15 protein-coding genes are annotated in these 19,327 nt (G+C 40.6%); 6 read left to right on the top strand and 9 right to left on the bottom strand.

The features are described from left to right. Positions 1 to 122: 122 nt before the first annotated feature. Both G1O98_RS13505 and G1O98_RS13500 read right to left on the bottom strand, forming a co-directional pair. Positions 123 to 3,884, bottom strand: coding sequence for a tetratricopeptide repeat protein (locus tag G1O98_RS13505; RefSeq protein ID WP_163929279.1), 3,762 nt, complete (start codon positions 3,882 to 3,884; stop codon positions 123 to 125). Between the two features lie 219 nt (positions 3,885 to 4,103). Further along, positions 4,104 to 4,430: a hypothetical protein gene (locus G1O98_RS13500; protein WP_163929278.1), complete on the bottom strand. Its 327-nt coding sequence runs from the start codon at positions 4,428 to 4,430 to the stop codon at positions 4,104 to 4,106. Positions 4,431 to 4,636: 206 nt separating this feature from the next. On the opposite strand from G1O98_RS13500, the gene G1O98_RS13495 reads away from it, so the two are divergent. After that, positions 4,637 to 5,470: a mobilization protein gene (locus G1O98_RS13495; protein WP_228058012.1), complete on the top strand. Its 834-nt coding sequence runs from the start codon at positions 4,637 to 4,639 to the stop codon at positions 5,468 to 5,470. A gap of 196 nt (positions 5,471 to 5,666) precedes the next feature. Then, the gene (locus G1O98_RS13490) at positions 5,667 to 6,389 is read left to right on the top strand and encodes a class I SAM-dependent methyltransferase (RefSeq protein ID WP_163929277.1); all 723 of its coding nucleotides are present in this window, start codon (positions 5,667 to 5,669) and stop codon (positions 6,387 to 6,389) included. Between the two features lie 42 nt (positions 6,390 to 6,431). Here G1O98_RS13490 and G1O98_RS13485 read toward each other — a convergent pair whose 3' ends face one another. The 3 genes from G1O98_RS13485 to G1O98_RS13475 form a co-directional block, all read right to left on the bottom strand. Beyond that, positions 6,432 to 6,989, bottom strand: a complete 558-nt coding sequence (locus G1O98_RS13485; protein ID WP_322745175.1) for a DUF202 domain-containing protein — start codon at positions 6,987 to 6,989, stop codon at positions 6,432 to 6,434. 232 nt (positions 6,990 to 7,221) lie between these two features. Continuing rightward, entirely contained in the window at positions 7,222 to 7,884 is a 663-nt protein-coding gene (locus G1O98_RS13480; protein WP_163929276.1) for a hypothetical protein, read from the bottom strand. Between the two features lie 79 nt (positions 7,885 to 7,963). Next, positions 7,964 to 8,674, bottom strand: coding sequence for a cadmium resistance transporter (locus G1O98_RS13475; RefSeq protein WP_163929275.1), 711 nt, complete (start codon positions 8,672 to 8,674; stop codon positions 7,964 to 7,966). 207 nt (positions 8,675 to 8,881) lie between these two features. Here G1O98_RS13475 and G1O98_RS13470 point away from each other — a divergent pair, with 207 nt between their 5' ends. Next, positions 8,882 to 9,898 carry a LysR substrate-binding domain-containing protein gene (locus tag G1O98_RS13470; RefSeq protein WP_163929274.1) on the top strand — a complete coding sequence of 339 codons (1,017 nt, stop codon included), beginning with the start codon at positions 8,882 to 8,884 and terminating at the stop codon, positions 9,896 to 9,898. 367 nt (positions 9,899 to 10,265) lie between these two features. Here G1O98_RS13470 and G1O98_RS13465 read toward each other — a convergent pair whose 3' ends face one another. Continuing rightward, complete coding sequence (locus G1O98_RS13465) at positions 10,266 to 10,634, bottom strand: pentapeptide repeat-containing protein (protein ID WP_114085344.1); 369 nt, start codon at positions 10,632 to 10,634, stop codon at positions 10,266 to 10,268. 617 nt (positions 10,635 to 11,251) lie between these two features. Between G1O98_RS13465 and G1O98_RS13460 the strand changes: the two genes are divergently transcribed. Together G1O98_RS13460 and G1O98_RS13455 are read left to right on the top strand one after the other, a co-directional pair. Beyond that, the gene (locus G1O98_RS13460; RefSeq protein ID WP_163929273.1) at positions 11,252 to 12,577 is read left to right on the top strand and encodes a nitrate/sulfonate/bicarbonate ABC transporter ATP-binding protein; all 1,326 of its coding nucleotides are present in this window, start codon (positions 11,252 to 11,254) and stop codon (positions 12,575 to 12,577) included. Between the two features lie 57 nt (positions 12,578 to 12,634). Further along, entirely contained in the window at positions 12,635 to 14,374 is a 1,740-nt protein-coding gene (locus G1O98_RS13455) for an ABC transporter permease subunit (protein WP_163929272.1), read from the top strand. A 447-nt stretch (positions 14,375 to 14,821) separates the two neighbouring features. On the opposite strand, the gene G1O98_RS13450 is transcribed toward G1O98_RS13455, so the two are convergent. The 3 genes from G1O98_RS13450 to G1O98_RS13440 form a co-directional block, all read right to left on the bottom strand. Beyond that, entirely contained in the window at positions 14,822 to 15,352 is a 531-nt protein-coding gene (locus G1O98_RS13450) for a hypothetical protein (protein WP_163929271.1), read from the bottom strand. A gap of 287 nt (positions 15,353 to 15,639) precedes the next feature. Continuing rightward, entirely contained in the window at positions 15,640 to 16,236 is a 597-nt protein-coding gene (locus tag G1O98_RS13445; RefSeq protein WP_163929270.1) for a hypothetical protein, read from the bottom strand. 201 nt (positions 16,237 to 16,437) lie between these two features. Beyond that, positions 16,438 to 17,790, bottom strand: a complete 1,353-nt coding sequence (locus G1O98_RS13440) for an OB-fold nucleic acid binding domain-containing protein (protein ID WP_163929269.1) — start codon at positions 17,788 to 17,790, stop codon at positions 16,438 to 16,440. Between the two features lie 357 nt (positions 17,791 to 18,147). Between G1O98_RS13440 and G1O98_RS13435 the strand changes: the two genes are divergently transcribed. Further along, entirely contained in the window at positions 18,148 to 19,119 is a 972-nt protein-coding gene (locus G1O98_RS13435) for an SGNH/GDSL hydrolase family protein (RefSeq protein ID WP_163929268.1), read from the top strand. Positions 19,120 to 19,327: the final 208 nt, after the last annotated feature.

Here is a 19,327-nt window from a genome sequence, read left to right as displayed (position 1 = left end):
CAAAGACTCGTGGATGAGTCAGCTGAACGCAAAAGGGGCGATCGCTTACAGAAATTCTTCAAAATAGACCACAGATGCCAACTTAAAAAGCCGAATTAAATTCTAAATTTCTTAATTACGAACTACGAATTACGAATTAAACCTTGCACTCTCACTACCAATTGCCGAACTTCCTCAGCATCAGGAGATTGGATACGCTGCAATATCTCAAAAGCTGGCTGCAAATAATCTAGTGCTTCATTGTAATTCCCTTGTTGTTCTGCTATGTGTCCTAAGCACCATAACGTTATTGCCTGACCTTGGAAATCACTGATTTGTTTTGTGATGGCAAGAGATTTTTGAAGCAGAGTGATCGCTTTTTCAGGTTGCTCTTGTTCCAATTCTATTTTTGCTCTCTTGTACAAGGATAATGCCTGTTTACGCTGTATTCTAAAGATGATTTGAGTTGTTATTTTGGCATTGGGTGATTCGAGACGCTGCAATATATCCAGGGATTTGTGCAAATAATCCAGACCTGTGGGAAAGTCTCTTTTTGCATCTGCCAATAGCTGCCCTAACATTCCCAATGTATTTGCGTTGTTATACATATCATCAATACATTCTGTAAGTGTAAGTGATTGTCTAAAGAGTATGATAGCTTCATCAAAATACCCCTGCTGAATTTTAGTTAATGCTCTATTGTGTAAGGCTATGGCTTGCTGTTGCTGAACTGAAGTAATAATCCTTCTAATCTCTTGTACTTTATTGGGAGATTTAAGTTTTTTGTAAATCTCAAATGATTCTTCCAAATATGCCAAACCATTTGTAAAGTCTTCTTGCTCTTCTGCCAAAATTTGACCTAACGTCGATAAAGTCGCTGCTTTGCCCTCAATGTCACCATTACATTGTTTGAGTTTAAGAGATTCATAAAGAATGATAATTGCCTCTTCAAATTTACCCTGCATATCATAGATACGCCCCATTGCATGTAAGGCTGAGGCTTGTACATCAGTATTACCAATACTCTGGCTGAGTTTTAAAGATTGCTCCAGAAAAACGAGTGCTTTATCCAGTAGCCCTTGTTGGCTATATATATTTGCGATATTGTTCAGGACTGTTGACTTGAAGTCAGGAGTCATAATAGGGTTATCAAGTCTAAGAGTCTGTTGATATAGGTCGAGTGCTTCATCAAGTTTTCCTTGATTGAATTTGATAGTACCAATATTATTTAATTGAGTTGCTATCTCTCCAATATCATCTCTGTTTATATTAAATTCTAATACTTTTTTATAAAGGTAAATTGCTTCATCAAAGTTGTGCTGCATAGCTTTTATACTTGCTAAATTACTAAGTATTGAAGCTTTTTCTTCTTCATCTTCTGGTGGGCATAATTCTAGGGCTTTATGACAGCTTTCAAGTGCTTTATCAACATTACCAAGGCGTTGCTCTGCTATAGTTAAATTATTAAATAGACGATAATCTTCAGTAATTCTTAAAGTATCTTCACAAGTTTTGACCACTTTTTGCCATTGGTTACGATAATTCCCTAGCTTTGCTATAGCCAAGCCGGTTTTTACCCCGATCATTTCTTCGTGTCCTTGCAAAGCTAACCGATGAATTTCTAAAACTCTTTCATCTCTTGTACTTTGTGGAACTTTTGCCCAGTCGAAAGGATAATCAAATATCATTGGAATTTTTGCAATCCAACGCAATTCTGCCCTATCTACTTCTTCCCACCAAAGGCGATACAACACCTCAGCCGCTTGCTTATGCAAAACTTCCCCATCTTCCGGTAACTGCACTGGCAAAATGCGCGGCACTCGTAACGCCTCATCATGGCTTACTTCCAACAGTCCCAACGCCACTGCTCGACTAATATAATGTTCCAAATTGGCGATGCTATCACAAACTGCGGCTAAAGCTTCCCTCGGTACTGGCAACTCAAACACCAAACCCCGTGACAACATCTCCCGCATGGTTGTATCCATCTGTTCCAGCAACGTCTCTGCCAAAACTAGCTCTCGCAACTCCACCGGATCTGCTGCTAACCGATTCAAAATTGTTGCCACATCAACAGTTTTATTTTGCAGAATCTTATCCAACCATTCCAGCAAGCGGGGATTACCATCTGCTAACTTCTGCGCCTGGGATTTTAACGCCTCATCCACCTGAGATTTAACACTAAAGGCTGTGAGGAGATTACACTTTTTTCGCAAATCTGCGCCTCGCATCCCCTCCAACGGCTGTTTATAGAAATGCTGCAACTGGGTAAATTCAAAATCGTAACGGCAGGTAATAATGATGCGGTGGGAAGTGGAATTTTCTCTAATTGCCCAAACTAAAGCTTTCATTACCTCTGCTGCTTCTGATTGCAAGACATAATTCTGATCGCGAGGTTCTAAATTCACTTCAAAGTCATCCAGCACCAACAAAAACGGCTTCGCTTCTTCATGCAACTGCTGAAAAACTCGCCGCAACCGAAATCTCAATTCTTCATCGTAATTTTGTAAGCTTTTGCGTTGTTCGTTGTCATCCAACTTTTCTGTTAAGCGATTCACCAAACTAGCTTCATCGATTCGCCCCACCCAGACAACACGCTCAAAATTGGGCAGTCTGTCACAAAGCCTAGCTGCTAAACTACTTTTACCCAAACCGCCCATGCCATGAATCAACACCCCAACTTCATCGGTTGATTGACTCAGCACCCGCAAACAATTTTGCAATTGACGACGACGACCAACAAAACTCTCTCGCGTTGGGACTTTTACCTTACCCGCAGGATCTAAAAACTGGGTAGAAACAGAATGCAGTGGCGCTGGTTTCCGTCCACGAGTCCGCAAAGGCGTAACTAATGAACTCGGTAAATTGCCTGCTGCATAAAGCCGCAATAAATGCCAATCCCGCGCTTTGTTCTTAATTAATGCTTGATAAGTACAAGCAACAGCCTCAATGATTTGCTTTCCGGCTGATAATTCCTCATATAATGCGGCAGCTGCGGCTGTAGCATCAGCATCTAAAACATTTTGACCCCAACCCAAAACCGCTTTTGCACCAGATTTCAGCAATTCTTCAGCCATTGACGACACAGAACCGCCATTACCAGCTTGCCCAGTGCGACAACCAGAGAGGAAAATGAGGTTAGGCAATCGAAATTGTAATTCTTGGGCAATATCCCCAGCACTGGCATAGAAAGCTTCACCTGTTGCCGTTTCTGTAATAAAGCGGGGTTGCCCATCTTGTAAAGTAGCATGACCCGTCAGGTGTAAAACATCAAAATAATCCCTGTCGTAACCATCAACTAAATAACCCAACTCCGACAAACAGCCGCTTTCTTCCACCGTCAGCGCTAAAGGTTGCCGCTTTGTCGCCTCTAAAATCCGTGCTTCCTCTCCCTCAAAATCCAGCACAGGCTCGACATTCAACGGCGAAGTCGCCATAAACAAAACTTGCAGCGCTTGGTTTTCTGGTTCCCCTTCAATGGTCAATTTTTTTACCGTGCTATCCGACACCCACCGCACCGGGACAATAGCCGGGACACGCTGCACTAAAAAACCATTGCCATCGTGCAACACTTCCCAAGGCAGATGAGCGAGTTTTTCTGTTACAGCGTTAGCGGAGCTTAACGAAGTTATCGCTAACACAATCCCCTCCTGCCGATACCTATCTAGCAAGGGTTGCAACCAGCGATCGCTCCCATCCAACCAGTTATACAACCGCCGTCCAGTTATCGTATAATCCTCTGGGAAAAACGAGACATAATAATCTCGTTCCGCCAACTTAATCAAGTCGGCGATTTCTGATAGAGGAAGCGATCGCCTTTCATACTTGTTTGGATTATCAATAAAGTAACGTAGCTCTACGTAATTCTCATCAACTGGCTTGAGGTCGAGGTGGAGGGTTTGCACGTTCTCAATCTTGAGACTTCAGTATTTACCCCAAGTCTACCACCCAATACTTGTCGGATTTTGGGGAAAAGGGGAAGGGGAAAGGGGAAAGAAAAAACCTTTAACCTTTACCCTTTAACCTTTTCCCAAAACCCAATTCCGAGTTAAAAATGCACAAAGCGTGCAGTATTGAGTCTACCACCCCTAATTCCGTAACAACAGACGCGATGAATCGCGTCTCTACGATTCTAAAATTTGGCGAATCTCTTCCAGGGTTGCATCCTCTAAAAGGAGTCGCCTACCATTGCGCCCGACAATCAACACCTTTTCAATTCTTTTACCAGACTGTTTAGCTTTATACTCTTGATACCACTTGCGGATTTGTTCAGCAATGGCGATCGCACCCCCAACAATACCAACGATGGTAGCAACTGTTGCGGTTACTCCTTCTCTTTCCGGTGTATCTGAACTCACTGCATAGTTACCAGATATACCAGGAATTGCCAAAAGCGCCTCTGTTGCTGCAATCGCATCTTCTCCCGCGATCGCCAACTGAATTTCTGCCATAGTGTTGATCTGCAAGTAACTCCAGGCTTATTTTAAACAACATCCCAAGGCAATTTCTTCTAAAAATTCCTAATTCTTGTCGTAAAGAATGTCTGAAAAGGTAAATTTTACGTTTTTAGTTCTCAATCAACTTACAACAAGAGGCTTAAGCCCCTTGTTTTGTTTTAGTCCGCGTAGACAGACTTTACCTGTGTAAAATGAGACTGTTGGAATATATCCAAATCACGGTTATACTTTCTCATAAAACCACCAAAACAACTAGGCGGCAACGGCCAAAAAGTTCTTATTTTGGGAAAGATGTATCAGGCTTTAATAAGTTATTAGAGGTGGCTGTAATGCCGACGATTCATTTTGTAGATGGTGAAAAAGGCGGGGTAGGAAAATCTCTCTTTGCCAGGACAATGATTCAGTATTGTCTGGATAAGAGAATCCCATTTGTACCAGTGGAGACAGATAGATCGAATCCAGATGTGGCAGGGGTATATAAGGAAATATGTAAGTATGCTGTGTTTAGTGAGAACGAACGACAGGCAAATAAGGCAGATAGAATATTTGAGTGGGCCATAGAGAGGCCAGTAATTGTGAATTTAGCTGCACAATCGCATAGAGCAGTACAAGGGTGGATTGAATCTAATCAATTACTTGAACTAGGAAGTTCGCAAGGAGTGATGTTTTGTAAATGGTTTGTATCAACAGGAGGATACGACAGCATCAACCTGTTTACTCAGTCAGTGAATACTTACGGCGAAAAAATCCCTCATATTCTGGTGAGGAATTTGGGGCTGTGTGATGATTGGGAGCATCTAGAGTTAGACTCCAACTTTCAGAACACAGTCAATAAATATCAGATAAAAGTTATAGATTTTCCCAAGTTAGCATACAGAGAAAGAAACATAATTGACCAAAATCGCCTGACTTTTGCAGAGGCTAGAGAGTATAAAGAATTTGGAGTAATTGGAAAACAGAGAGTAGTGAATTTTCTCAAGCTTGCTTATGGTGCTTTTGAGAAAGTAGGTATCTGGTATGAAAAAGTTGAATAGCATTCGTTAGTCATTAGTCATTAGTCATTAGTCATTACTCATTGGTCATTAGTCATTACTCATTGGTACTAATGACCAATGACTTAGGACAAACCCCAGCAGGAGATTGGATGGGTATGCGATGGCGTACCCGCCCACCGGAGGCGATCACAAAACAAATTTGACTACAATTCTTAGAAAGAGTAGCAAAAATCTAATGTCCAAAAAGTCTGATTCGCAGTTCCAAAATCTCTTTACTTCAGCCAAATCAAGCAACTGGGACGAAAGATTAGGCCAAATAGCCTATCGTTTTAACCGAGAGTATCAACGTGAAACCTTTGAACTTCCAACCGAAGTCCAGGCGATGCCGATATTCCGTGAGTGGATTGGAGGTAGTTTTTCAGGGAGAATTGCTTCCCCTTTTTGGGAAATTGCTCAACCTCAAAAAAACCAGCACTGTTTAGATATTGGCTGTGGTATCAGCTTTTTAATCTATCCTTGGCGGGATTGGCAAGCATTTTTTCATGGGCAAGAAATTAGTAATGTGGCACGCGATACCCTTAACTCTCGTGGGCCGCAGTTGAATTCTAAGCTGTTCAAAGGTGTTGAGTTGGGAGCAGCTCATCAGTTAAACTATTCACCAGAGCAGTTTGACCTAGCGATCGCCACAGGATTTAGCTGTTATTTTCCACTGGAATATTGGAATGCAGTACTAGCAGAAGTTAAGCGAGTCTTAAAACCAGGCGGACATTTTGTATTCGACATCCTCAACCCAGAACAGCCTTTAGCAGAAGATTGGGCAGTTTTAGAAACTTATTTGGGGGCTGAGGTGTTTTTAGAGCCTGTAGCTGAGTGGGAAAAAGCTATTAAGGCTGCTGGCGCTAAAATAGTCACACAAAAACCAGGGGAATTATTCCAAATGTACAAAGTGCGGTTTTGAAAATAAGTAGCTAGGCGTTAATTCTGCCTATCTACTTAGTCATCATTCCGGGATAAGTGGACTTGATGGATCTAAAGAAGTTGTAAAAACAAAATAGATTACCCCAGTTCCGAGAATCATCACAGCGAGACTGAAAAGCAACACCCATCTGTCTGTCGGTTCATAAGTATCTTCTTCGATATCACGACGGACAGCGAAATAGTGACTAGTTGAGAGCCACACCGTAATCAAACCCACCAACGAAAAGACTAAACCTAACTTCCAGCCGTTGCCAGGACGCGGCATCAAAGGCACTTGGAAGGCACGCAAACGCACAATTACCACCCCAAAACCTAAAAGAGCAATCCCTGTCCGCATCCAAGCCAGGTAGGTACGCTCATTTGCCAAGTGATCTCGGATTCGAGAAGGATTGAGTCGTCCTGGCTTTTTTTGATCTTTATCTTCTTCTGTAGATTTCAATTTTAACTGCATCAATAACACCCTTATCCCCAAAGCGGCTCTTCTCAAAAAAATGCGGAGGTAGTAGGAAATCTCTTTCCAGATGACTTGCACCCAGCACAATAGTTGCGCTACTGAAATATGCCTATTGTGATTGTACATATTTTTTCAAAATATATTTTAATGCAGATATAGAAATAAAACAAGCCTGACTGAATAATTCAGAATTTGTAATTGATGGTACAGAGCAGTTATAAGTAATAAGATGTCATAAAAAACAGCCAATAATTAGAGAGATTTTTCACCAGTGTAAGTCAGGTTTTTTCTCTAATTTTGGCTGTTACTCTGTTGAAGTTGAGAACAATCATTCAAAAGTAGACTATACAGTTAGATTTCAAGACTTCTTAATAGGTGCATTAGGAACTCGTGTATCTATGATAGCCTGCGATATATCTGGGATAAACCAGTTAGCTTTATTGCTGTTAAGAACTTTCACAGTCGGAACATTTAATTCAATCGCACCAGTATCTGGATTACTCTTAATCACCAACTGAGTTCCATCAAGGATCTTCAAAGCCGCAGGCCCTGTCAATTCTTCACCTTGCCCATTCGGACTAGAAGTAAAGTTTGCTACCTTGATATCATTCGGTAGATAGATGCCATCACAATCCCAGTTATCTTTAGTGGACTGACCATTAGCTAGAAAATACAAACCATTGTCGTATATGGCATCTTCATTGTCTTCATCATTTGGTCTTTTACCGTATACTGCTATGGTATTACCTGTTTGGTTTTCGCATTTACCCCAGTTAATTCCCGTCTCTAAAGCATATTTTTGCAATGTTAATTCCTCGGTTCTCTTTTGAATTTCTTCTGGTGTCAGACCTTCAACTTGAGTTTGGGCATCTTTTGTTTGAGACAGTTCGTTAAGAGCTTTAGTGACTTCGATATAATCAGGGTTTTTGCTAAACTTTGGTCTATCAGCAAAAGAAGGTTGAGCGAAGGCTAGATTGGCGAAAATCATTAAGACAATTAGCAGAGATTTCCAGACTTTCATGTTTTGATTCCTGTTGATGGGGAAGATATTTTGTAGTTTTAATTTCATTTTGGTAAGAAAATTCATGATGCACATCTTTCTAGATACTTAACTTTTCTTGTTCTTCACTCGAAGATTGAGTATTGAAACCTAAGATTAATGAGAATATATAACTAGAAACTACAGATAAAAGAGTCCAGGTTACGTTTTCTGTGACAATAAACACGCCCAAACCAATCAAGATACAAGGTACAAAAGTGTTGCCATTTTCAGTTAAAAAATTTGCGATCGCAGGCAAGTAGGTCAACTTATAAGCGGTATAACACCATACGCCCACTAGCGAAAAGAATACACTGAGTATAATTAGCAGACTATCTAATTCCGAATTGGCAAACAGAGGCACGTAGACGCTGATATTATCACTACCATTGGCAAAGGCGATCGCAGCGACGTTGCAAGTTTGGGGAGAGAAAAAACTCCTAACTATAGAGGGACAAGATGGCTCGGTTTCTTCTGCACCTTCCTCTGGTGAATCCTCTTCGCGTTTTAGTAAACCACTCACACCAATGATTATTGGCATTAAACCAAGTAGTCTAATCCAGTCCTGCGGTATAATTAGTCCACCGAAAAACCCAGGAAGGCTAGCAACTATCAATGCAGCAAAGCCGAGATACTGACCAGCAAGGATGTGACGACTGCGGAACGTTTTATTTATTTGTGAAAAAAGCAACGTCAGAATCACAATATCATCGATGTTGGTGGCAGTGAATGCCGTGATCCCTGTGGTAATTGCAGTTACTAAACCGCTCATTTTTGGAAGTCCTTATTTTGATGCTTGGCAATTGGGCATTAATCATTGGCCATTTACAAACGACAAATGACTAATGGCAAATGACTAAGTAAAAAGCTTTGATTTATACTTTAGTGAAACTAAACGATAGAATCAAATGCTTTTGTTTGTCAAAATGATAAATGAAAGTGATTAAATTTTTGACACCAAGTTGTAGGGATACCATAAATGGCAGGAATGACCCTTGAGCAGCTAAAAATCTTTCTGGCTGTGGCACAGCACTTACACTTTACTCGCGCAGCAGAAGAGCTTTATATTACACAACCTGCCGTCAGTGCAGCGATCCACAATTTAGAGCAAGAATATGGTGTGAAACTGTTCCATCGGATTGGTCGCCATATTGAGATTGCTGAGGCAGGTAAATTACTGCAAGTGGAAGCGCAGAAAATTCTCGATCAAGTTTCCTTGACTGAACGGGGATTGCGAGAATTGAACAATCTGCAACGGGGTGAATTGAAATTAGGATCAAGTCTGACAATTGGTAACTACTGGCTACCAAGTAAGATTAGTGAGTTTAAGAGCCGGTATCCCGGTATTCAGATTAACTGTAGCCTTGCCAATACAGAAGAGATTTGTCTAGGAACAGCCACAGGACAGTTTGATTTAGGTTTGGTAGAAGGAGATGTGAAGCCAGCACTCCAGAATACTCTAGAGTATGAAATAGTGGGCAGCGATCGCTTACAAATAGTAGTAGGTCAAAAACACCCTTGGTTTGAGTGGGGAGAAATTGACTTAAGCCAATTGACTAAAACCCCTTGGGTGATGCGCGAACCAGGTTCTGGAACCCAGCAAAGGTTTGAGGAAGCCTTACAAAATTGGGAAATCAATCTCAGTGAACTGGATGTAATTTTAGTATTCAACAGCGGAGAGATGACAAAAGCAGCGATCGAAGATGGTGTTGGTGCGATCGGAATTTCTGAGTTGATGGTAAAAAAAGAAATACAACTGGGAACTCTACGAGCAATTCGAGTCATTGATAATAGAGACGGTAACGGTGCGATGCCTACGGGGGCCAGTGAGCGCAGCCGAAGTGCGGGCTACACCTACGCAGAAATAGTTCGACCTTTTTTCAAACTCAAGCATCGTCAGCGTTTTCAAACTGCTCTTTCCAAAGTCTTTGAACAAATGTTGATCTCATCTATGTCAGATGGCTCACATCAACATATATCAACATCACTTATTTGAAATAACATCATTTCCACTGCTCATCTAGTAATATCAAATCCTTTTGTATCGGAATTATTCCTCTTTCCTTTCCCTCTGCGTTCTCAGCGTCTCTGCGGTTTTTAAGCATTCAGATGCTAATTGCTTTACAAAACTGTCCCTCTCCGGCTCGGAGCTACGGTGTACACACATCTCTCTACAAAACCAAAATGTTGTAGATCCTCCTAAATCCTCCGATAAATTGGAGGACTTTGAGAGATTCTTGCCCCCTTTTTTTTAAGGGAGTGGGGGAGATCAAAAGCTTTTAAAGACTTGTATGTACACCGTAGCCAACTCAGAGAGGGACAGACTTGAACGAAAGTTCAAAGCAGGGAGAGGTTGGTGGAACTCACACCTTCCGCATATTTCTACTAATGGGGTCAAAACCTCTAGAAAACCGAGTGCTTTCATCGTAGTAAGCGCCAGTCAGATTCGCTCCATATAACTTGGCATAGTTAAGTTTGGCTCCCCGGAGATTGGCTTCATTCAGTTTGACACCGCTCAAATTAGCTCTAGTCAAATTCGCTTTAGCTAAGTTAGCTCTACTCAAATCTGCTCCCCAGAGTTTAGCTTTAGCTAGGTTAGCTCCACTCAAGTCAGATCCCCATAGATTTATTCCAGGCAAATAGACTCCAATCAGCCTGTTCCTACTCAAGTTGACGGCTGGAAAATATCTTTCCCCTGCGGCAAAACGCCTTTTTAATTCTTCTATATTCACGATCGCCACCCAACAAGCATCAGATTTATATCTCTAATATATAAGGTGCTTCTATTGTAACCGCCATAATAGAGGTTGTTTATTTAATATCTGCAATTCATCCAATTTACTCAAATGCACATATCTAATATGGCAATCCGCTTTTATTTCTGTATCCCTCACGGGAGCGTAGCCATAATTATTTGCGTAGGAGGTAAGAGGCAATAAGCAAGAAGCTTCTTTCAGTTGTACTGAATGTTTTCAGAAATCAAATATGAGTTTTATAGAACCAGTTATAGTAATTTCTTCCTTTTAATATTTGGGTATGCAATTATTATATTGCTGCAATTAATAGATTTATCGTAATAAATTCTGAGCCAAGATCATCAAACAATCAAGATAAAATTTCATAAAATCAATATAGCAATCATATTAAATACTTTCGAAATTATGATTTCTGACTCCTGTTAGGATTAGCGGGTCATTTAGCCATCTTGTAGCTAATTTCATGACTATGCAAACGATTCGTTAGGCTAGAGTACAGTTCAAATGTCAGAATCAAATATTTTTAGTCTGCTTTAACTGTAAAATAACCTCAACATGAGATTATATTTAATTATTTTCTTACAGAAAGAGTTATGGTATTTAAAACAGCAACCGAACAGCTGATCGTCCTAAAAAATGTCAGCAAATCTTATCAGCAGCCCAACGGTCAACAGATTGTCATCCTAGAAAATATCAATCTTGAGTTACGTCCAGGGGAGATCGTTGCACTGCTAGGGCCTTCCGGTTCAGGGAAATCTACTTTAATGCGGATAGTTGCTGGGTTAATTCCTCCTAGTCAAGGTGAAGTCGTATATCATAACCGTCCCTTAATTGGTTTAAATCCTGGGGTAGCAATTGTTTTTCAAAGTTTTGCCCTTTATCCTTGGTTAACTGTACTAGAGAATGTGGAACTAGGTTTAAAAGCAAAAGGAGAAGCGCCAGATTCTCGACGGCAAAAGGCGCTACGAATGATTGATATTATTGGTTTGGATGGGTTTGAAAATGCCTATCCCAAAGAACTTTCTGGGGGAATGCGTCAGCGAGTTGGATTTGCTAGGGCTTTGGCCGTAGAACCAGAACTATTATGTATGGATGAGCCATTTTCGGCATTAGATGTGCTAACGGCAGAAAACTTGCGGTTTGAATTATTAGATTTATGGTTAGAACGTCGCATACCCACCCAAGCTATTCTCATTGTCACCCACGGGATTGAAGAAGCGGTAATTATGGCGGATCGAATTATTGTTCTCGGACGCAATCCGGGAAGAATTCGGGCTGACTTACCTGTGACTTTACCCCATTACCGCGATCGCAAACATCCAAGTTTTCAAGCCTTGGTAGATCGGGTTTATACAATTATCACCAACCCCGAATTAGAAAAAATTGAGCTACCAACGACTACCTCTGTAGAACCTGCAAGCCCACCAGCAAAATATCAGTCTTTACCATCTGTGCGAACTGGTTCCATTGCCGGTCTTTTGGAACTTTTAGAAGATCGTCAAGAAAAAGACTTATATCGCCTGGCCCAAGAATTGCAATTAGAAGTAGATGATATTTTGCCCATTGTAGAAGCTGCAAAATTAATGGATTTTGTAGAACTTGCAGAAGGCGATATTAGCTTGAAACCAGTCGGCCAGGAATTTATCAATGGTGATATTGATGAACGCAAACAAATCATGCGATCGCAACTCTTAGCTAATATTCGCTTGGTACAGCAAATTTACCGTCTTCTCGAAGCTAAAAATAATCAACGCATTCCAGAAGAACTGGTTTTAGATATCCTAGAAAGTCACTTTAGCCCAGAAGAAGCCGAACGACAATTAAAAACCGTCGTAGATTGGGGTCGTTATGCCGAAATATACGGCTACGATGAGCCATCAGGACAAATATTTTTAGAGCAAGTTGTTGTTAGTCATTAGTCATTAGTCATTAGTCATTTGTTATTCTCCTCTGATCTGCCCCTACCCTCTAGTTATATGACTCGACCTCTTACTCCTGCTAATAAAACTCTAGGACGTAGCAATTGGACTTGGCAAGATGGATTGCTGATTCTGGTAATTTTATCTTTCATTGTGGCAATTATTAGAACTGCTTCTAAATTTACCGGTACTTTTGAACCTGAACTCACAATTTCTACAAACATCAATGCTTTGCCAGGATATACAGCCCAAACCTTGATTCGTATGGGACTGGCTTACTTTTTATCCCTAATTTTTACCCTCTTGTATGCTTATACTGCTTATCGCTCTCGAATGGCAGAACGGATTTTAATTCCGATGTTGGATATTCTGCAATCGATTCCAGTATTGTCTTTTTTACCAGGTGTGGTACTAGCTTTGATTTCCCTGTTTCCGGGTCAGAGAATTGGTGTAGAACTAGCAGCCATTTTGCTAATTTTTACTGGCATGACCTGGAATATGACTTTTAGTTTTTACCAATCTCTTCAAAGTATTCCGCGAGAATTACTAGAAGCATCAAGGGTTTATCGGCTTAATCCTTGGCAACGCTTTTGGACACTAGAGTTACCATCTGGTGTGATTGGTTTGGTATGGAATAGTGTAATGTCGGTGGCTGGAGGTTGGTTTTTTTTAATTGCCATTGAGTCATTTACTTTAGGGAATAAAGATTTTCGTTTACCAGGATTAGGCTCTTTTTTAGGCACAGCAGCCAACAAAGGAGACTTTAAAGCGATATTTTGGGGCTTGGGGTTACTGATTGCGATCATTGTGGCAACTGATTTTTTTGTGTGGCGGCCACTGATTGCTTGGGCAGAGAGATTTAAGTTAGAGATGATTGAAACTGAAAATGCACCCCAATCGTGGATATTGGATACTTTCAGGCGATCGCCTACTTTACGCGCAATTAGCGATCGCGTTTTTCAGCCATTACAAACAGCCTTAGACGACAGTTTAATTCGGTCGTTTCCCGTGCGTTCAGTACCTATAAATGCCAAAGGCAACCTCAACTTGCCGAGTTTTTTAAATTGGATATTTGTTAGTGGCTTCAGCTTAATTGTCCTATGGGGTACTTGGGAAGCCGTGCTACTATTACGGACTCTAGGCTGGGATGATTGGCAACAGGTGATGAAAGGCGCTATGTTAACGGCGTTGCGGGTAATAATTGCTTTGATATTATCATTGTTGTGGACTGTACCCGTGGGAGTAGCAATTGGTCGCAATCGACGGTTGGCTCAAGTATTGCAACCATTGGTACAAATCGCCGCTTCTGTGCCAGCAACAGCCTTATTTCCGGTGCTGCTGCTAGGTTTAACCCGCATCGCTGGCGGTTTGCAGATTGGTGCGATCGCTCTGATGATGCTAGGGACAATGTGGTATATCCTGTTTAATGTCATTGCTGGGGCACAGTCGATTCCCTCAGACCTGATCGAAGCAGCTTCGGTGTATAAACTCTCACGTTTGCAACGTTGGCGAACCTTAATTTTACCTGCAATCTTCCCCTACCTAATTACAGGAATTATTAGCGCCGTTGGTGGCGCTTGGAATGCCAGTATCGTCAGTGAGTACGTTACATTTCAAGGGCGAGTAATTAGTACTTCTGGGTTAGGGGCAACGATTTCTCACGCTACCGCGACAGGCAATTTCTCACTATTATTAGCTTCGACAGCGATCATGTCTCTGTTAGTAGTGTTGACCAATCGTTTAGTTTGGCGACCTCTTTACAACCTAGCTCAAGAGAAATATCAATTATTGGTTTAAAGGTTTGTAGTCAGCGCTTCAGCCCTAGAGTTAGGGTAGAACGGGAATCAAAGTCCCTCTTTTTAAGGCAATACGGTTCAGTTAAGGCTAAAGCTCTTTGTCAAAGTCAATTTTTTTAACGTAGACGCGGAGCGGCTTGCCGCAGGCTACCGCCAAGGACGCATAGACACGTTCGCGGAGCGTCTCGTAGAGAAGTGGCTTCCCGCAGGGTAGGACGCAAAGAGAAGAAAGAAATGCTTAACTGAACTGTATTGCTTTTTAAGGGGGATTTAGAGGGATCTAGAACTTTTGATACCGATAAGAGGATTTTTAAAACATCCTCTCAGAGCAAGCCTCTTCTTTTTAGCTGAAAAACACTTAATTCACATAATCGAATTAAATCAAACTCTGTGGGATGGTCAACATGAGCGCCCCACTTATGCAAGTTAAATGTGGAAAAGCTTACATTTACTTAACTGGGATAGTTTCAAACTCGAAAGTACTTATCAAACGGTCATCAATATAGACTTCTATCCTATGCTTACCAACCGGATCGCCAGGAGTAATTGTCCAAAAATTCTCAATTACACCCTCTGGAGCCGACTGTGTGCGCCGTGTCACAGATGTCATCCCGTCTGGTGACATTGAGAAGTCTTCACCGCTATCTGTACCCCAAGTTTCTGGAGGTTTTGGTAAACACAATACTTCGCGCCATTTTACTTCACCTTGGTAGTCTTTGAGTTTAATCCGCCACCCGTAGGCGTTTCCCTGCTGAAGTGGCACTCTTGTTGTCTGGAAAATGGTAACGTTACCTTTGGAGTCAACTCTCTTCAGCCCAAACTCAGCTTTGCTAACAGTAATCTGTTTTGTATTTGTTGGCGCAGGGGATGCTATGGCATTTTCTACCACAACAGAAGTAGCGTTGATTGGCTCAGAACATATAACCCCAGATATTAGCCAAGAGGAAGCTAGCACAGCAGTAGCAGCCCAAATTCTCATTAGTATCTTCCTGTCAGACTTTTGGTACTTATTCAAGTAATCTGACACGTTTTCCGGGCTATGGTTGCTGATGATTTGACAAAGGTGAAATTGCTCTTAACTATCTGGCAAATTTAATCGATAAGTAGTCGGACAGAAATATTTATAGTCATTGTGAGCCTTCGCTTCTCTTTGCAATGACATTGGGGAATTAATTCTATCTGACTACTTAGCTTAGGCGATTTGAAATTTCCACGGCTAAAATCCTATGGGATTCTTGCTTTACATCTTGCCTCTTCAGTCAAGGCTTAACTTTTCAAATTAACCTTTCCCTCAAATTTTGGCGCATCTTGATGAGATAAAAATCTTTCACTAGTGTGATAACTTCTTCGCCATTTTTCGAGCTGATCTATAGATATTGATTTAGATGTGACGTTCACACCATTTCCTCGCCAAGCAACTTCTGGATCTGTTGTGAAAACCCCACACTCTAATTGTTCTATCCTCATATTCCAATATTCACTAAATCGGCCTTTTAAAGTAATAACTTGCTCAAATACCTTATTTCTGTGTTTATTTCTTCTTTTTCTTTCTGTAGCTCCTGTTGCTTCCGTATCAATAAACTTAGTTTCAATTAAATACAGGCTACCTTTAAAAGTTAGGTAGACAAAATCACACTTTCCTAAATCTGTATAATCTGAAATTGGAGATTTTTCAAATAACAGCAATTCAGCGCACGAGGGAAACAACTCTTTAATATTCAAAAATAAATAAGCTTGCAGTAGAAGTTCCTTATCATAAGGAAATAAGATCACTCCTTCAAAAAACTTTTGAATGTCCTCGTGAGTTTGGGGTTGAATCCTTTTACAGTATGAAACAAATTTATGTAGCTCATTTACGCTCATCAAGTTTTAACTCCTTCCCCCGGTCGCAGCCTTAAGGGTATTAGCATAAAAAGATACCACTCCCTCAAGGAAATTATCATCCGCATAAGTAACTAAAAAAACGCTTTTAACCCTGAATACTTAAGGTAATTTACTGTTGACAGTTCATAAAACTAATTTTTCAGATGCTTTTGAGTATTAGTAGATTTTTCACTTCTGGTATTAGCTACCAGTGAGCGATTTGATATGAGCAGGAAAACTAGCATTTTGCAAAGCTTGGACGGTTATTCTTGAATCTTGTACGGAAAACTGCCAACCCAAGCGAACAAGTTTCCGAGACTTTTCAGTTTGGATAATTCCAATAACTGGCATTTTTGCCTTTTCTTTGTCTACTGAATGCTCTTGCAAAATTGTTTTCAAGAGATGTAGTTTTTCCATATCACCTGCTTGCTGGGGATTTAACTCTACCATTACCATTTGTACTGTTTCCACTGGCTCTGCATCTTCAACAATAAATTGAGTTTGCTCGTCGCGTCGGTCTACTTTCCCCCAAATAATCAATCTTGTATCAACTTGAAGTAAGGAACTAATGCGTTCATAAGTTTTAGGAAAAACTACAGCTTCTGATTGTGTGGTTAGGTCTTCTATTTGCAAAATGGCCATCTGATCGCCTTTCTTTGTCACCACTTTTTTGACGTTATTTAACATCACAACTGCACAAAGCCTTGTGTCTTCCCTTTGCTCTCCCAATTGCGAAAGGTTAATTGGAGTTAAAAGTGGTGCTATTTGCCGTAAAGATTTCAGTGGATGGTCTGATACATAAAAACCTAATAATTCTTTCTCCATCTGCAACTTTTTCTGTGGGGGCAAATCTGTCACAGGTTTAGATTTAGGAGCAGTTTCAAAGGCATTATTTGCTCTTTTATTCTGAGTAGAAGAAAATCCATCGCCTAATAAGTCAAAGAGATTTCCTTGTCCACTAGCTCTGTCTTTGGCGCGAGATTGTGCCCAATCATACACTAATTCTGAGTCATTAATTAACTGTTGGCGGTTGGATTCAATTTTGTCAAAGGCTCCACAGTAAATCAGCGATTCTAGAGTCCGACGGTTAACAGCACGTAAATCCACGCGATCGCAAAAATCAGCGAGAGATTTAAACTCTCCTGTCTCATTTCTCGCTTCTAAAATACAGGCGATCGCATTCTGTCCCACATTACGCACCGCTGAAAAGCCAAACAGAATCTTCCCCAATGTCGGCGTAAAATCAACACCAGAACGATTAATATCTGGCGGATCTATGGAAATACCCATGTTTGTACAGTTAGTAATATATCTCTGTACCTTATCGGTATCGCCACTGTTAGCCGTTAACAGGGCTGCCATATATTCCAATGGATAATTAGCTTTTAAATATGCTGTTTGATAAGTTACATAAGCATAGGCGGTCGAATGGGATTTATTGAAACAATTAGAAGCTATAAAGCCATTTTTGAGTGCAAAATTATGGTCACGCTCAACTCCAATGTCATAGACATTTTGTTTACCTAAATATTTACGTGTGGCTATTTTGATCATCCTACCTTACCCCCGAAAAAAAATTTGCAAAATTAATTAATTGATAAAATGATAAAAATTGTAGTCATAGTAATACTGGTAATATAAAATTATATCACTAGAAAACACTGCTATACTCTTACACAAAAGTAGACATATTAGGTAAACAGTTAATAGCCATGTAATTGCTGTTTTTAAAGCTTATAAACAGATTCCAATACATATTAATCACCTTAATTCAGGTGCTAGAAGAGTGGATTAAATCAGGGGAACAAAGAAAGTTTTTCCTTCTACACCTTGCCCCTATACCTCTTTCCAATGCCGAATGCGTCAGTTAGTATCGTTGAGAAGCAACACAGTATTAAAGGGTGTGGGTAGGTGAAAGTGGCGCTGATCGTAATTTTGGCGGTAGTTCTGGGATTATTTATGATAGTCGAGATCGGACTGCGATCGCTCTTTGGCTTTGGTAATCCCCTAATTTACATTGGTGATGAGCAGATTGGCTATTTATTGGCTCCTAACCAGCGTACCCGTCGTTTTGGTAATCGCATTGAAATTAATGAGTATTCTATGCGAGGTAGTGCGATCAATAAAACACCCGCACCTTCTACGTTGCGAGTTTTACTGTTAGGGGATTCTATTGCGAATGGTGGTTGGTGGACAGATCAGACTAATACAATATCGGCGATCATTATGCGTTCTTTAGCATCATCCACTCATCGTAATTATCAGAAAGTGGAAGTACTGAATGCTTCAGCTAACTCTTGGGGGCCAAGGAACGAGTTAGCTTATTTAGAGAAATTTAGCAATTTCAACGCGCAAGCAGTAGTGTTATTAATTAATACCGATGATTTGTTTGCTACTCCTCCCACTTCTTTACCGGTAGGACGCGATCGCAACTATCCCGATAGTAAACCTCCCCTAGCATTAGCGGAAGTGTGGCAACGTTATATCGTCAAGCAGAAGCCAATTCCTGAAATGAAAGCGGTGCAAAATGAAGCAGGCGATCGCGTCGGGATTAATTTGGAAGCGATCGGCAAAATTCAAGCCCTGACTCGCCAAAGCAACAGCCAATTTTTACTAGTTATGACTCCCTTACTGCGAGAAATTGCTGAACCAGGCCCCCGCGATTACGAAATTAAAGCCCGCCAACGCTTGAGCGATTTTACTAAAGCCCAGCAAATTAACTATGTAGACTTTTTACCGATATTCAATTCAACGAACAACCCGCAAGATTTGTATCACGATCACATTCACCTCAATTTGCAAGGTAATAAAGTTGTCAGCGAAGTTTTGGAGCGATCACTTTTAGAAATACTAAGGCAGATACCAATTACTCAGACCTACTAAAGTCGTCAATCCTACCAGAAAATATTCGTATTGAGTGATTTTCCACTCATGAAAACTAATTTATATAGCTTGTTTAGTACTCATTATCTTAATAGAGTGGTAACTCTTATAGTTGAAATAATTATTAATTTAAATTAAATCAGACAATCTTCTACAATTTGAATACTAGCCATCCAAATAAGACTTAACCTTAAATCTCAAAAAAATA

This window comes from Nostoc sp. UIC 10630 (assembly GCF_010747425.1).
Lineage (GTDB): Bacteria > Cyanobacteriota > Cyanobacteriia > Cyanobacteriales > Nostocaceae > Nostoc.
The sequence above is the reverse complement of the archived record's forward strand: the minus strand, read 5'-3'. Positions and strand labels throughout refer to the sequence as shown.